Origin of the sequence: Providencia sp. wls1916 (assembly GCF_009706585.1) — a bacterium.
Taxonomy (GTDB): domain Bacteria; phylum Pseudomonadota; class Gammaproteobacteria; order Enterobacterales; family Enterobacteriaceae; genus Providencia; species Providencia lanzhouensis.
The window spans coordinates 37,312-52,499 of the sequence record NZ_WLUL01000011.1 but is presented as its reverse complement, the minus strand read 5'-3'; the positions used below and the strand labels follow the sequence as shown (position 1 = coordinate 52,499).

Below are 15,188 nucleotides of genomic sequence, written 5' to 3'. Positions count from 1 at the left end.
AATCAATAAATTGATTTTCCTCGTTAATTTTACAACCTATTATCTTCGCTATCGCAGGTTATTTTTTCTTAGCTATCAGCGTTGCAAAGTTCGGTTTAATTCGGTTACCTTGCGCATCCGTTCTGTGCAAGTGTCCTGGGTTTTCATTGTATTTGAGGATTTCCCAGTCTTGATAATATTGCTGTAATTCACCCGGTTTTAAGAAGCACTTAAATGGCACCATATCCAGTGGCGCATCTGGCGTTTCTACCGCGCATACCACAATATTAATTCCACCCTCTACAGTGTGTGATTGCATATCCGCGATAATGTCAGCAATTTTATCCCGTTGTAAGAACATCAACACGACGGTAGAAATAATCAAATCATAGTCACCTTGGATTTGGTGACTATTAATGTCATACAGCGCGGTATGGATGTTCTCTATGCCCGATTGCTGCTTAACAGTTTCGATGGCTTGAATATGGTTTTGGTTAATATCCACTGCCGTCACATCATACCCTTGCTGGGCAAGGTAGAAGCTATTACGCCCACGACCTGAACCTAAATCCAATACTTTGCAAGGTTTTGCTAAGTTATTCTCGCAAAGATAGCGCACTTCAGAGTGAGGCACGCTGAGATCATACCGCTTATAAAACTCAATTTCAGGGCGGCATAAAAAAGAGAGTTGGCAACGCATATCATCGCTGCAATCAGCAATACGATGCCAGACTTGAGGCTCAATCACGGGTGGTTGGTTTTGCGTATCAAACGTAAATTTTTGCTCGCTACCGTCTTCATCAAAAATAATAAAATCGAGGGAGCCTTGTAACACTTTCAATTGGGCGAATGTATCTTCTTTGGTGTTATGGCGGTCTTGGAACATTAATGGAACCGAAGCCTTATCCCAAACAGGCATGGTTTTGTAGCACACTAATTCAGTCATGGGGTCACCTTTAAGTTGCATATTAAATACATCTTATGCCGTTCATCTTAATAGTGCAACGTTTTCATAGATAAAGAATGAATGAGTTGATGTGCATCAACCTCCTGCTGTACAGGAGGTTAAACTCGGGATCTTGGACTTAGTAGCCCAGCTGCTCTGCACTCAGTCCCAAAAATTCAAACGGTTTGGTATCAACATATTGCTCGGTCGCATCACCCGAATAAATATGGCTTTGCTCTTCACCGAGATCTAATTTTTTCACTTTTCCGGTCTCATTGGAAAAATCAATTTTCTTTAGATCCGTCCAAAAAATATTTGGCGTTAAAGCAGACTCAAAGAAATAGAGTTGACGCTTGCTATCAACCAGTGTGCGCCAACGGGTAGATGAAATCTCAGGGGACGTTTCAGACGTTAAACCGTATGGAACAGACACATTACGAATAACCCCAAACACACTGGCAACCGCTTTATTTGGCGTTGTTTTTTGTGGAATAGCATTAATGTAGAACTGCGCTCGAGCGAAACGATCCGCTGAGCGGTTGGTCCCTGGTAGCATTACCGTGCCACCAATACCTTGCCAATACTCTTGCATTGCTAACTGCTTTTCATAAGCCGGAGAGTTAGTCATAACTTGGTATTTACGGCTATGGTGAATGACTTGTTTGCCATCGATATATTCGATAATCGCGCTATCACCACTCGCATCGGAAAGCGACAAGTGCAAAGTCGCTAAGCGATTTTGTCCCGGAACCTTATCAGTCGCGACTATCAGAGGCGTTTTTTCTAATGCGGCAACCGCTTCTTCAACCGTGGCATAGTTATCCAACATATATTGCGCCCATAGTGAAATAGACAATGCGGGCTTTTTATTATCTAACTCAGGGTATTTCGATTCGGCCAGCCAGAGTAAGTTTGCTACTAACCCTTTTTCATTAACACCATCCGTCGTAGAAATATCGTAACCTGACGCTATCACGCTACCGTATTTGGATTTCCATTTGAGTGATTGTGGTCCTGCTGCCCCACTTCGCTCCATTCCTCGTGGAAAAATCCATAAATTGGTACCCACATCATATTTCCAATCCATGGTTCTACCGGTCATAATTTGTTGGTCTTCCCCGAGATAAACAACGCGGGTACAAGCCTGAGAAACCATGGCAGGAACATAAATTGCAGCGATGGTTAAGAGCGTTACAATGCTTTTCTTCACAAATCGCATCTTGCCTCCAAATGGTATTGAATGAGTAGCGCAGATAAGCCACGCGAATAAATAACTACTATTTATATTAGACAGTATATCGTTTTCGGCGTGTTATTAGAGGATAGATATTGAAACAAAATGCAACAAGGATTAACTCACTCGATCAAACCGTTGACGTTTTCCAGTGAGTTAATCCTATTAAAAGATGGAATGGATTAGCCGGCGCTATTATTTTTTCTTTGCAGAAAACCATGAGCGCAATAATGCTGCTTTTTTCTGATTGTCAGGAATATTTAGCGCGGAGTCATACAAGCTAATTGAAATTTGGCAAACTGTTGCAGGTGATTTTTTCCCAGCCTTTACATCAATCAGCATGGTAACGTCATTTCCGTATTTTTCCGTTAATCCGATTCTCAGGGAGTCCATCAATGCCTGATACTCTTCTTCAGATAACGTTGTACGCTTCTCGCTTGTTTCGCTAGAAATCAACAAGGCATTGATTGCACTCACTTGTTTTAATAAGACATCTTGGCTTTTTTGTGGCGGAATGACATCCTCAGGATCCCTTAACTGTGGGAATAACGCGTCATAACACATTTTCCCGGATGGGTCTTGCTCTAACAATGATTTGATATTGTCGTTCACTTTAGCGACAAAATTAATTACTGTTTCATCGGAGGCATAAGGCATGCGCTCAACGACCAGATTCATTGATTGGCTAACAACCTGATCCAATAATTGACGACGTAAGTCTTCGTTAGCAGGATCATATTGAGACATTAAAGGCTCAAAGCTCTGGTAAGTGACAGGGCTTAATTTTTTGATAGTGACTAAAATCGGCAGTTCTTTTTCAACTTGAGCAATGGCCTCTGAATGAATTTCGCTATTACTTTCCGTCGATAGTACGTTGTTGTCTTTACTTAACCAGTAAAAACCCAGCGCAAAGATAATAAAAATGATGCTAACGACTACTGCGATTTTGCGTGAACTGTTTGTATTCAAAGTGAATCTGCCTTTTAACAATCTGTCTTTTAACAATTTGTTGTTAACAACAAAAGCCAAAAAACCAATACTCAATAATAAACTCTTATTATTCTAGTCGTGAATGCGAGCATATCGCTATAGGAATAGGAGTAAATACGAAGAAAAAAGTAGAAAATTAACAGTTCTAATCAGAATTAAGAATGAAAAAACCGCAGGCACTTATTTCAGTCCCTGCGGCTTTGATAAATTGAAGGAAACGCATTTCAAAAATACGAATTACTTAACTTGAACACCTTCAACAGACAGCATTAACTCAACTTCTTGAGATTTAGGACCTAAATCAGATTTGATATTAAACTCTTTCAGTTTAATGTTCCCTTTTGCTTCGAAGCCTGCACGGTAGCCACCCCAAGGATCTTTACCTTCACCCGTTAATTTCGCATCTAAAGTGATTGGTTTTGTCACGCCGTTTAAGGTGAAGTCTCCTGTTACGAGGTATTTGTCACCCTCTTTTTTCACTTCTGTGGAGACAAATTTCGCTTCTGGGAATTTTGCTGCATTTAAGAAATCTGGGCTACGTAAATGCTTATCACGCTCTGCGTGGTTAGTGTCGATGCTGCCAGTTTTAATTGTCACTTCAACTTTATCTTTTGCAGGATCTTTCGCATCGTAAGTAAAGTTACCATCAAAATCTTTAAAGCTACCGTATAACCAGCTGTAACCTAAATGCTGGATACGAAATTCAATAAAACCGTGTTGACCTTGTTTATCAAATTGATAATTTTCTGCCAATGCAGATCCTGCTGATAATAATAAAGTACCCGCAGCAAGACCTAAAATAGATTTCTTCAACATAACTCTCTCCACGTTATTTATCGGGATTAAAACCCAACATTCTTTTTAAAGTAATATCACCATCAAAGAAATGGTGTTTTAAAGCTGCAAATGCATGCAGAACAGATAACAAAACAACAGCCCAAGCTAAATAAAGATGAATTTCACCTGCTGTATCCGCTTGTTCTGCTGCACCTGTAAATAATGCTGGCACTTCAAACCAACCAAATACGCTTATTGCTTGTCCATCCGCAGTTGAAATTAAATAACCGCTGATCAAAATAGAGAATAAAATAATATAAATTAAAAGCTGAACCGTAATGGAGGCAAATTTCGTTAATTTGCTATAGCTCGATAACGGCTTAGGTGGTGGAGAAATAAATCGCCAAACCACACGAAAAAGCATGATAAAGAATAGCAACATTCCTATGCTTTTATGTATTTCAGGAGCTTGATGATACCAGGTGTCATAGTAGCCTAATGACACCATCCATAAGCCTAATGCAAACATTCCATATACGACAATTGCGACCAACCAATGAATGAGCAGCGAAAGATGCCCATAACGAGTGGCGTTATTTTTCCATTGCATAATTTAAAAACCATATAGTTTTAAAGGTAATTACTTGTTTTACCAAGTAGGAATAATCATAAGGTTAATCTGGCTTTATTCCTATCCCAAAGTTAAACAAATATTTTGTCGAAGATATTCAAATAGTATCATCATCATGATGAAAAATAGATGAATTCTATTTTTCTTATTACAAGCGTAAACCTTTAATAAAGAATCTTCTATTTATGTAAATAAATTACATCTAATAGCGCCTAAGATTATTTAATCTGCTGATTTTCTTATTACCCATCATAATATGATAGATGAATTTGTTATAAATATAGTTCAGCTTTTCTAAAATAGGTAGGTGAAATTTTTATTTCCATAAATAAATTAATCTAATTTTCTCTATTCCTGCTAAATTGGTACTCTGTCTATAGGTTGTTTTTTCTTTATTCTTAGAGGCTAGCGTATGTATACATTATGGATTGCCAACAAAAATTACTCTTCATGGTCTCTAAGACCTTGGATCCTGTTAAAAGCATTACAAATCCCTTTTGAAGAGAATATTTGCTTCTTCGAAAATGGCAAAAGTAGCCATGAAAAATTTAGCCGTTTTTCACCTTCAGGCTTAGTGCCATGCCTGATTGATGGCGATAAGACCATTTGGGACTCTTTGGCAATTTGTGAATATGTTGCCGAAGATTTCCCTCAAGTTTGGCCCACTGAAAAATCAGCGAGAGCCTGGGCTCGCAGCGCGAGTGCTGAAATGCATGCTGGTTTTACCGCACTACGCCAACAGTGCCCGATGAATGTGACAAGAAATGAGCCTCTCACTGAAATTTCACATGAACTGCAAGGAAACCTAAATCGCATTCAGCAATTATGGCAGGAAGGTTTTGATAAATTTGAAGGACCTTGGTTAGCAGGAAAACACTTTACTGCCGTCGATGCATTTTTTGCACCTGTAGCATTTCGTATTCAAAGCTACCAATTAAAAGTCAATGAGCAGGCTCAACAATGGATTGAGCGCATTATTGCATTACCAGCGATGCAAGAGTGGAAGCGTGCCGCAGAAATCGAGCCGTCTATCGAGCACTAAAAAAACACCTGTACGAGCATCAAAATTAATTTTTGAGCAGTTTGAGTAATAAGCAGACCCAAACTGCTCATTTTAATCACAAATCACCTAGAGGCTTTCATCCCAAGGATCGGCAGTCATCACATCCCCCGTTGGGGTATGCAGCGTTACTTGGTCATTTTTAAACCATTCCGCTAAAGAAAACCCACCTTTCGGTGTTTCCACATGAATATCAATTGGGCAATATGGCGTATTGGCTTTGATTGCAAACTGCGCAAAGTCTTCTTTTTGCTGGCGAGTTGGGCATCGAATCACCACATCAAGGTCGCAATCTGTCAGCATACTTTGAATATCCGTCGCCAGTGTATAAGCGCAGCTACCCGTCACTCCCCACTTCCAAGGCCAATTGTGCTGAGAAATTAGCAACAAAACTTGGATAGGAGGTAACGCAATAAACATCGAACGTTGCAGTTCAATGGAATTCGACACTAAAGATTCCACATTCATGATGTGCGTAATGGCCGATTTTGAAATTTGGGTCGTCACACGCTGATGGGGCTTAATACCACGAATAGCCACGGTGAGTTGGTTTTCATCAGCTTTTTCTCGGTGCACAATAAGGGGTAGTTTACTGTTCCACTGCGTTTGAACCCATTCCGGCAGAGTATCAAGAGGGACATCGCTATTACTACCAACCCAAACAAAATCATGGGGATTAATTATTTGCATTTATTCTTCCTTATCATGACGACAAATTGCTCTCGCTCTGCGCTATTATGCATTTTTTCAGATAGATGAATACATTCACTCATAATCAACATCTTTATTTGTACCATTAAAAACAAAGGTTCATATGTTATTAAAGGGGAAATTTGTCTTCAAATAGCAATATGTTATCATAGAATACTCTTAATAATTAAAGAGTTAGACTACGAATTTTGAGCATCATAATATGAAGAAAATCCCTGCTATCCATGACGGAATTCTGTTCAGCAGCTGCTTAGTTTTAAGCGCTCTCACTGCATTTGCACTGATCGACGTTCAGGCCGCCATGTGGGCAGCATTTTCAACGCTCTACTCATTTAACCTATTTAATGCCGCTAAAGAATATAAAAATTACCTCTATACTGCTTTTTGGCTATCCATGATTCTAGTCGCCATCTATATTGGCGATACGCTACGCTTAGGCACTGGGTTTTATATTTATCTGGCGATATTCTCATTTATCTATTATCAGCTCTATGGCACAGATCCGATCATGGACTTAACCATGAAATTCATGATTATCATGTCCACCATTGGCACAATCTTGCCTGAAGTATCAAAAAGCCTGACCTTAGGCTTTTTAATTGGCAGTGGTGTTACCTTGCTCACCTATTATTTTCTCAGCCACAAAATGACTCGCCATTCCATTATTACGCCACTTACTGTGGAAAAAAATCTATTTACCCTACGTAAAAATATTATCCCGCGGTCAATGACCTATACCATTGGATTACTATTAACTTTGGCTATCCCTCGGATGGTAGATTTAGGGCATTTCTATTGGACATTGCTGACTTTTGTTTTTGTATTACACCCAAAATCTGAAAGCATTGTACGCATTACACTGCAACGGGTGGCGGGTAGCTTAATTTCCGTGTTATTCCTATTTCTATTATTTAATACCCCGTTGATGCCTTATATTGGGTTAGTGGCGATTTTGGTTTTCGCCTTTTTGCTGCCAATGAGCTTTCATCACGGCTATACCTTTATGACTTTTGTCGTCACCAGCCTAATCCTCTCCGTTCTTGAGCAAGTGGTTTATTGGCGTCATCCTGTTTATACATTATTGTTTGATCGCGTTCTTGAAACTGCATTAGGTGGGGCTATCGCTATCATTACCAGTATTATCTTGAAATTATTTAGAGAAAAAAGCCCGGAAAGCTAACACTATTCGGAGGTATAGCGCTAACCATCCAGACTTTGTTTATAGATTAATTAGGTTGATATCTCGCTGAAGCTCTACCCGACTTCACCATGGTAATGACGCATTTTCCCCATTCGCGTGCTCGCCGTAATACAATGACGGCAAGAAACGAGACAAATAGGTAAATTCGTTATAACAGTGGCGCATTAGCTCTAGTCCAATTTCATCGGACAGCTGTGTGCGCGGATCCTCAAGAGATGCGCCTAGCAAGAAACGGCTACGTAATACACAACCAAACTCAGTATCACGGGCTAGATGCATCATTTTCCCATCAATAGGATACCCCTTGGCATCTATTTCAATATGCTCACCAAAGCCAATCGAAGAGCAAACTGCACCGGAAATATGCCCCTCTTTGATGGCTTTTTCATAAGCTGAAGCCTCAAAGAAATCCGTTGGTTCTCTAAATTTTAACTTCGCAGCAACAGGCGGGATCGCACCGAGAGATTCAACCGCATGGATGGAAGCGCCAATAAAACTTTGCCCTTTTTGCCATTTATCATCCCAGCCGTGATGAGCAACATGGTCATGGGGATGCCACCAGCGGATATGTTGTGTGGTTTCAAAAAAGGTAAACCACCACGTTAACATTCGGCCTTTACAACCATGCAAATCGGTACGAACTGCGACTGTTAATAACCCATTTTCATCACGCTCAATACCCATTTCCATGCGTAACGGATGTGGAAGTAGCAACTGATTTATGTCGTCAACTGCCCATGTTTGATTTGTTTTCATGATGACCTACCTATCTCGTTTTATTAGGAAACTTATTTTGTTTCCTAATTAGTTTTGAGCTAAAATGAAAAAAAGTCAAGATAGCAAAATGAGGTAAGCCATTTATGTCAAACAACAGTGAGAAGAAGCCAACTCGAGGTCGCCCAAGTATTCCTGAGGCGCTTCTCAAAGAAAAAATCATGAATGCAGCGCTGAATTCACTACTTGAAGATGGATACCAACTCACCAGTATTGATAATGTGGCAAAACGTGCAGGCGTAGCTAAAAAAACCATTTATCGGTTTATGGAAAATCGTGAAGAACTCGTGGAAAGAGTCGTACTCAATTGGACGGATAGCTTTGTACCCTTGTTTGAACATAAAGCCACGACCCGCGATGAGCTATTTAGCCTATTGCAGAATAATTTAGAAATTGTCGCAAAAACTGTTCTTTCCCAAGAAGCTGTTGGGCTGTATCGCTTATTGCAGACAGATTTTGTGCACAAAGAATTGCTATTAGAAAAATACCAACAAAACGGTATTGAGCGCAGTCGCCAATTACTCAATCAATGGTTAACCCGCCATGCGCAAGACGAAATTATCCAACAGCATGATTTTGCCATTATCAGCGATTTGATCCTCTCTATGACGATAGCTGAACCATTACGCCAAATTTCATTAGGGCTTTCCCCGGCTGGGCTGACACCCGAGTTTCAGCAAAGGATCACCCATGTGATTGATTTTTGTCGCTCTAGAGTTTAGAGAAAAAACAACCAAATACATTTTCATGCTCTATACTTTCATTAACATTCATCAAGCCTGACAAATGAAAGGCAGCTGGAGCTAAACATGAAAATATCGATCCTAGGAGCTACGGGTTTTGTCGGTAAAGCGTTGGTTTCTGAAGCCTTAATGCGTCATCATCAAGTTACTGCAATTTCTCGTCACAGCAATCAGCTCGCCCAACATGCTCATTTAATTGCTGAATCAGGAGATATTACGGATGTGGCATGGCTAACATCCCGGCTTAAAGGTCAAGATGTGGTGCTTAGCGCATTTAATGGAGGATGGAGTAACCCTAATCTGTACCGCGATACGGTTGCAGGTAACCAAGCAATCTTAGATGCCGTAAAAAGGGCGGGTATAAAACGATTTATTGTAGTTGGTGGTGCCGGCAGTTTAGAAATCGCCCCTGGTGTTCTATTGCTCGACTCCCCCGATTTTCCAGCCAATATTTGGCCTGGAGCCCAAGCTGTCAAAGAATTTAAAACGACGTTGGAATCTATCGATAGCTTAGATTGGACATTTGTTTCTCCTGCCGCGATGCTTGAAGATGGCGCTCGGACAGAAACATTTCGCCTTGGTGGAAAACAGCTATTAATGAATGGCAATACCCCCGCAAAAATATCCGTTCAGGATTTAGCGGTAGCGATATTAGATGAGGTAGAGCGACCACAATTTATTCGTCAGCAGTTTACAGCTGCATATTAATAACAAATGGATTCCGAGTAAATCATGACTAAATGTATCTGTTTATTTGTTTAACATAAAAAGTAATACAATCATTAACGTTTAATGAATATTCGTATATTCCCGTATAAAAATATGATTACTCACTTATAAATAATTAAATTAAGATTATCATCATTTAAATAAAGTTAAGTTTAGCTATCAATATAATTTAAACTTGTGCGTTATTAATTCATATTGAGACTAGAGTTTTATTTTATTTTTAGATGCGATGATTTTGATGAGCTTTATGAGATTATTCATAATAGGCAGTTATTGTATGCAGATATAATCTAAAAGCAGAGTATTAAGCCGGAAGAAACAACCTATAATAGTAAAACAGATAATCTCTTCCGGTCAGACGATTAAATTCATGGAGTCCCTTTTATCAAAGCAGGGTCGAAAATAGAGAATTTTTGCTTTCCTAGTGATAGCTAACTATTAAAAACAAATAAAAAACATAACATACTGATATTTTTAATGAAGTGTACTACGAGCGCCACTATTTATGTTCACAACACCATATAAGAATGATGCGGGTTCCAAGTTAAATAAATAGGCAAATTGAAAAAGTGAATCAACATCAATGCAGCTTTCTCCACTCTCGAAACGATTCATTTCATCTTCAGAAACACCAATTAAATCGGCCGCTTGCTGAATACTCATTTTATGACTTTCTCTTTGCATACGGATCTTAATCCCTAGCTTTTTCGCAATTTCATTTTCATTCATAAATGCTCCTTTTACTATTAGATTGAATACCAATTATGAGGGCAGCTAAATTATCATCACACCAAGTTTAATTAATTGACTTATGTTAATAAAATACGACATACATCACATCATTTAGTGACACTCATAAATAGATATTTTTCACTTAAAACTGCAATTGGTTGATTTAAATTACAAATAAAACCAATAATCCATGTAATATAAAAATAAAAGCGTGATAGCAATCACATAAAATTCAGATTAATACCTGTGTATATTTACTTATTATGCCCATCAAATAATGATGCAAAAATTTAATTACTCATTTAATGATGATCTGCAGCATATGGCTATATTACAAAATCACAAAAACAATGATCAAGGATTATCTTAACTTTTTTCAAATAATGATAGCTTACGTTTATATACTTAAATTTATTCTTATATTTTAAATCATCTACTAATGACATATTCACTTAAACAACATGCAATATCATAATAATAACTGACTAAATCATCTATCACTATCAGAATAATTTTTTATCATTTATTTAACTTTTCTCAAATAACTTATTTTGTCATACAAAATATGAATATTAATGAATGATGATTGAATTATATTCACACCAACTGAATCGAGTAACCTATTGAATATTTGCTTTAATTCTATTCATTTGTTAAACGCTTTAATTCTATTTATATGAATAGCATTTTCTTTGCATAAAGACTGAGTTAACAAAAAATGCGTTGTAGACTATCAAAAAATTCAGCGTATTCCTAATACGTTACCTCTGTTTAATAGCCTAACCAACCATCATTTCGAGTGTAAAAACCCAATTAAAACTTACCTAACTTCACATTGCATATAAAAAAATTGCCAGTAGACATGCTATCCTATGTTCAATTACGATGAGTTTTATCTAACTTTAATGCTCAGATTTGGCGCTTACTTAAAAATAACGCCTGTTGTAAAAGTAACTGGAAAGGTAACCATGCTACAAGAAAGTGTTATCAGGGAAATTATTCTCTGGATCGAACAAAATTTAGAGTCACGGCTCTCCCTTGATACCGTGGCTGATAAATCTGGATACACTAAATGGCACTTTCAACGATTATTTAAAGCCCAAACAGGTCTTGCGTTAGGTGCTTATATTCGCGCTCGTCGTTTATCCTGCTCTGCGGTTGCTTTACGCTTGACGAGTGATAGCATCATGGATATTTCACTACGCTATCGATTTGATTCACAACAAACTTTTTGCCGTGCATTCAAGAAACAATTTGGTGTAACGCCTTCAGAATATCGTAAACGCTCAGGCTGGCATATTGAAGGGTTCTGCCTTCCTCTGCGTGAAAGTAAAGAGCTCGAAGCTCATGTGGAATTAGTTGAGTTGAAAGAGATCCACTTAGTAGGAATGACTCATCGCTACACACAAGGCATTAACGAGTGGAACTTAAAAACTGAAGAGTTACGACGCCAGTATTGGAAAAGCTTTTTAGATAAAAACAAGATTGTTGCCAAAAACTTATATGCTATCCACGGGGTTGATAAAAGCTCCGATGAAGAAGGCCGCTTCCTCTATTCCACTGCATTTGATGAAAACGATCTTGATGTTATGCCACCATTTACTAAAAAATTGATGGTGCCTGCCGGCAATTATTTGCAAATTAAATTTATCGGTAACTTACAAGGTACTGACTATAACGACATTATTTATACCGTTTATGGAAAGGTGCTCGCCGAGATGGATATTGCTCGCGGCTTAGGCGCTGATATAGAACATTATGTTTTAAAATCAACGCCAACTTATGAGGATTTTACTAGTCACCCTCATACTTACATCCAAGAGCTGAATTACTATATTCCTGTGATTACATAAAAACTAACAACCCGCTTTTACACGGGTTGTTAGCTTCATTCAGTACTGAATAAATTAGAACGTGACGTTCAGTTTACCCCAGAATGTTCGACCTGGCTCATTTACAGGGCTATTGGACGAATAACCAAATCCACTGTTACCCGCTAAGTTCAAGTGCTCACTGTAAGTTTTATCAAACAAGTTATCAACACCCGCACTCAGTTTTACACTTTCATTAATACGGTATGCAGTATTCATCGAAAATACCGTAAAACCTGCACTTTCGCTGAAGTCTTTTCCAACCACGTTACCTTCGTTGATTGCTACGCGATCTTGACGACTCACCATGCGCACCAACCCCGTCGTTGTCCAATCGCCTTTTTCCCACGTTAAACCTAAACGGCTTTCCAATGGCGGCATTTGAGGTAGTGCACGTCCATCAGTTCTATTTTTCCCCCAAGAATACGCAAGGCTTGCATCGGCTTTCCACTCATCGCTGAGTTGATAAGCGACGCCCATTTCACCGCCCATGATCATCGCATTGACGTTTTCAACTTGGCTCATTCTGGCGTTAGTTGGGCTATAGCGGAATAAAATAAAATCATCAACGCGCCCTACATAAGCAGAAATCCATGCATTGGCTTTATCATCATTGTATTTCGCACCAATATCTAACTGTGTCGTTTTCTCGGTTTTCACATTGTCGAAAACATTTTTGCTGCCATTCGGACCCATTTTTGGCGAGAATAACTCCCAATAATCTGGGAATCTTTCTGTATACCCTACCCCTGCGTATAACATCACTGGCGTTTCAGGTAATGCATGTTCATAGCGAACGAATCCTGCTGGCATGACTGTGTTACGACCGGAAGACCCTACATCGGTGTAATTATCCACCAATACGCGGTCTAAACGTCCACCACCAATCACCTTACCTTGCTCGCTCGCAGTCCAAGTGACCTCACTGAATACGCCATAATCTTGAAATTCTGCATCTTTTTTCCAGCTATTATTGCTGTTTTTACGGTGCTTATTGGTCTGCATATCTGCACCAGTACGCAGCTCATAATCACTCCATAACCACGTCCCCATGACTCGACCGCCCATCGTCTCGCGGTCAACACGCATTTTCATTGGCATATTCATCATCATACCGTGCCCGCCATGGCCACCGCCCATATGCCCACCGCCAGATCCCATTGTGCTCGTTGGGCTACGCAGTGAATAGTTATCCATAATATGGTCGGCGTAGTTGTAGTAAACATTCCCTTCGATTTTATCGAATACCTCACCGATATTGCTTTTCTCGAAACGTAATCCTAAGCTTTCACGCTTGAATTGAGAGCCATCCATTCCTCGCCCTGCATATCGCGCTTCACCATCACCTTTCCCTGCGGAAAGCTCGAGTAATGTGTATTCATCCGGCGTCCAGCCCACTGCAACATCCGCATTCCATTTATCCCATTTAGACGGTACTTTGTTCCCGTTTCCATCTTTATAGTCATTAGAGTGAGATTTATTGCCAGTCAGGCGTACATAGCCTTTCTCATTGCCCAAGCTCACATCCGCATTAGCATCCCAACGCTGGTTCGATGCCGTCAATGCACTCGCATTACCTTGAATGCCCCCCTCCGTAAAGACAGGTTTTTCACGCTCAAAACGCACCGTTCCCGCCGAGTTTCCAGGTCCCCATAATACGGTTTGAGGACCTTTCACCATGGTGAGCAAGTCAAAGTTTTCCGGTGAAATATAGGATGTCGGCGCATCCATACGGGAAGGACACGCTCCCAACATTTCACTGTCATTCGTCATGATCTTAAGACGAGAACCAAACATGCCACGAAAAACAGGGTCGCCATTTGTTCCACCGTTACGGATTTGGGAAAAACCGGGGATCGTTTTCAAGTAATCAGAGCCATCACTCGCAGGTACTGGCTGTCTTGGGGTTTTAGGCGATGTTGAAATAGTTAACGGCGAGTCCACTGGCGCGGTGACAATCATCACTGAGCTATCGGTGATTGAGCTTTGATTTTCTTCTTTGGCGAAAGTGGATGTTGACGCGATAGCCGAAATCACCAGCGCAGTCATAGGTGCAAATTTAAAATTAATTGAGTTCATTTTTAGCCTATTTTTATCTGTTTCTTACTGCTATTAACTCAAGGAGTTAATGACCACTCAGCTTCTTTTGAAAAACAGCCTAGCCTCCTGAAAATGAAGCTAAATTTCAGGATAAGCGAAGTGGTTTTGTCCATTGAAGACAAAATGCAGTTTTAAATTACGTTAAATAAAGAAATAAGAATCAATAGGATGTCGGTGGTGCTCGAGCTAGCTGTAATGACCAAGGACGGAAAATTCGTAATTGAATACAACGTTCGAAAGGAACAAAGATAGCGAGGGTTGCTAATTGGCGGATCACCGCAGCAACAAATAAAATCAAAAATGGGAAGTGAACAAGTAGTTGGCAGTAACCACACGCGATGTCTTCCATCGGTGATTGCCCGATTCCCGTCATCAGCATATGGTTCATCGCACCGCCATCTTCGCAATGTTCAGACAATGGCATTTCTTGATGCTGCTGCATCGAATGCTCCGCCATTTCCCCATGCCCCATCGAGCAGTTGTTCATATGTGACATTGATTTTGAAATCAATGGCGCAACGAACAGCATCGCAACAGCGAGTAAGGCAAGGTAAGCGGCAAATTGTCGAATCGCGTGACGTAAATGCAACGGTTTTCCGGTGTTTCATAGCCTATAGATGGGCGCAGATTGTATCTTAATAAGAGGCTTAATGTTATTGTTTTTTGGCATTATTGTTAAGCATTAAATACTTAATTGAAATGGATCTTGT

Annotated in this window: 15 protein-coding genes; 5 read left to right on the top strand and 10 right to left on the bottom strand. The window is 39.7% G+C overall.

The window, feature by feature from the left end:
- Positions 1-58: 58 nt before the first annotated feature.
- From tehB to GKR61_RS07030, 5 genes are all read right to left on the bottom strand, one after another.
- Positions 59-946 (bottom strand): SAM-dependent methyltransferase TehB, encoded by an 888-nt coding sequence (gene tehB / locus GKR61_RS07050; protein WP_154639690.1) that lies wholly within the window; start codon positions 944-946, stop codon positions 59-61.
- Between the two features lie 118 nt (positions 947-1,064).
- Entirely contained in the window at positions 1,065-2,144 is a 1,080-nt protein-coding gene (locus GKR61_RS07045) for a linear amide C-N hydrolase (RefSeq protein WP_154600057.1), read from the bottom strand.
- Between the two features lie 210 nt (positions 2,145-2,354).
- Positions 2,355-3,128 (bottom strand): hypothetical protein, encoded by a 774-nt coding sequence (locus tag GKR61_RS07040; RefSeq protein WP_036952237.1) that lies wholly within the window; start codon positions 3,126-3,128, stop codon positions 2,355-2,357.
- 258 nt (positions 3,129-3,386) lie between these two features.
- The gene (locus GKR61_RS07035) at positions 3,387-3,965 is read right to left on the bottom strand and encodes a YceI family protein (protein WP_036952050.1); all 579 of its coding nucleotides are present in this window, start codon (positions 3,963-3,965) and stop codon (positions 3,387-3,389) included.
- A 13-nt stretch (positions 3,966-3,978) separates the two neighbouring features.
- Positions 3,979-4,536 carry a cytochrome b gene (locus GKR61_RS07030; RefSeq protein WP_036952053.1) on the bottom strand — a complete coding sequence of 186 codons (558 nt, stop codon included), beginning with the start codon at positions 4,534-4,536 and terminating at the stop codon, positions 3,979-3,981.
- A gap of 433 nt (positions 4,537-4,969) precedes the next feature.
- Between GKR61_RS07030 and GKR61_RS07025 the strand changes: the two genes are divergently transcribed.
- Positions 4,970-5,599, top strand: coding sequence for a glutathione S-transferase family protein (locus GKR61_RS07025; RefSeq protein WP_132496664.1), 630 nt, complete (start codon positions 4,970-4,972; stop codon positions 5,597-5,599).
- An 87-nt stretch (positions 5,600-5,686) separates the two neighbouring features.
- Here the strand turns inward: GKR61_RS07025 and GKR61_RS07020 are convergent, their stop codons facing one another.
- Complete coding sequence (locus GKR61_RS07020) at positions 5,687-6,307, bottom strand: malonate decarboxylase holo-ACP synthase (RefSeq protein WP_036952061.1); 621 nt, start codon at positions 6,305-6,307, stop codon at positions 5,687-5,689.
- 223 nt (positions 6,308-6,530) lie between these two features.
- Between GKR61_RS07020 and GKR61_RS07015 the strand changes: the two genes are divergently transcribed.
- Positions 6,531-7,508, top strand: coding sequence for an FUSC family protein (locus tag GKR61_RS07015; RefSeq protein ID WP_036952064.1), 978 nt, complete (start codon positions 6,531-6,533; stop codon positions 7,506-7,508).
- 84 nt (positions 7,509-7,592) lie between these two features.
- Here GKR61_RS07015 and GKR61_RS07010 read toward each other — a convergent pair whose 3' ends face one another.
- Positions 7,593-8,285, bottom strand: a complete 693-nt coding sequence (locus GKR61_RS07010) for a DAPG hydrolase family protein (protein ID WP_036952066.1) — start codon at positions 8,283-8,285, stop codon at positions 7,593-7,595.
- Positions 8,286-8,389: 104 nt separating this feature from the next.
- On the opposite strand from GKR61_RS07010, the gene GKR61_RS07005 reads away from it, so the two are divergent.
- Positions 8,390-9,025: a TetR/AcrR family transcriptional regulator gene (locus tag GKR61_RS07005; RefSeq protein WP_036952069.1), complete on the top strand. Its 636-nt coding sequence runs from the start codon at positions 8,390-8,392 to the stop codon at positions 9,023-9,025.
- Positions 9,026-9,112: 87 nt separating this feature from the next.
- The gene (locus tag GKR61_RS07000) at positions 9,113-9,754 is read left to right on the top strand and encodes an NAD(P)-dependent oxidoreductase (RefSeq protein ID WP_036952072.1); all 642 of its coding nucleotides are present in this window, start codon (positions 9,113-9,115) and stop codon (positions 9,752-9,754) included.
- 495 nt (positions 9,755-10,249) lie between these two features.
- Here the strand turns inward: GKR61_RS07000 and GKR61_RS06995 are convergent, their stop codons facing one another.
- Positions 10,250-10,504 carry a helix-turn-helix domain-containing protein gene (locus tag GKR61_RS06995; RefSeq protein WP_036952076.1) on the bottom strand — a complete coding sequence of 85 codons (255 nt, stop codon included), beginning with the start codon at positions 10,502-10,504 and terminating at the stop codon, positions 10,250-10,252.
- Between the two features lie 971 nt (positions 10,505-11,475).
- Between GKR61_RS06995 and GKR61_RS06990 the strand changes: the two genes are divergently transcribed.
- A complete protein-coding gene (locus GKR61_RS06990) occupies positions 11,476-12,360 on the top strand; it encodes a helix-turn-helix domain-containing protein (protein ID WP_036952078.1) in 885 nt (294 codons plus the stop codon).
- Positions 12,361-12,414: 54 nt separating this feature from the next.
- Here GKR61_RS06990 and GKR61_RS06985 read toward each other — a convergent pair whose 3' ends face one another.
- Positions 12,415-14,457, bottom strand: coding sequence for a TonB-dependent copper receptor (locus GKR61_RS06985; RefSeq protein ID WP_108478300.1), 2,043 nt, complete (start codon positions 14,455-14,457; stop codon positions 12,415-12,417).
- A gap of 181 nt (positions 14,458-14,638) precedes the next feature.
- Positions 14,639-15,067, bottom strand: a complete 429-nt coding sequence (locus GKR61_RS06980) for a DUF2946 domain-containing protein (protein ID WP_154600058.1) — start codon at positions 15,065-15,067, stop codon at positions 14,639-14,641.
- Between the last annotated feature and the right edge of the window lie 121 nt (positions 15,068-15,188).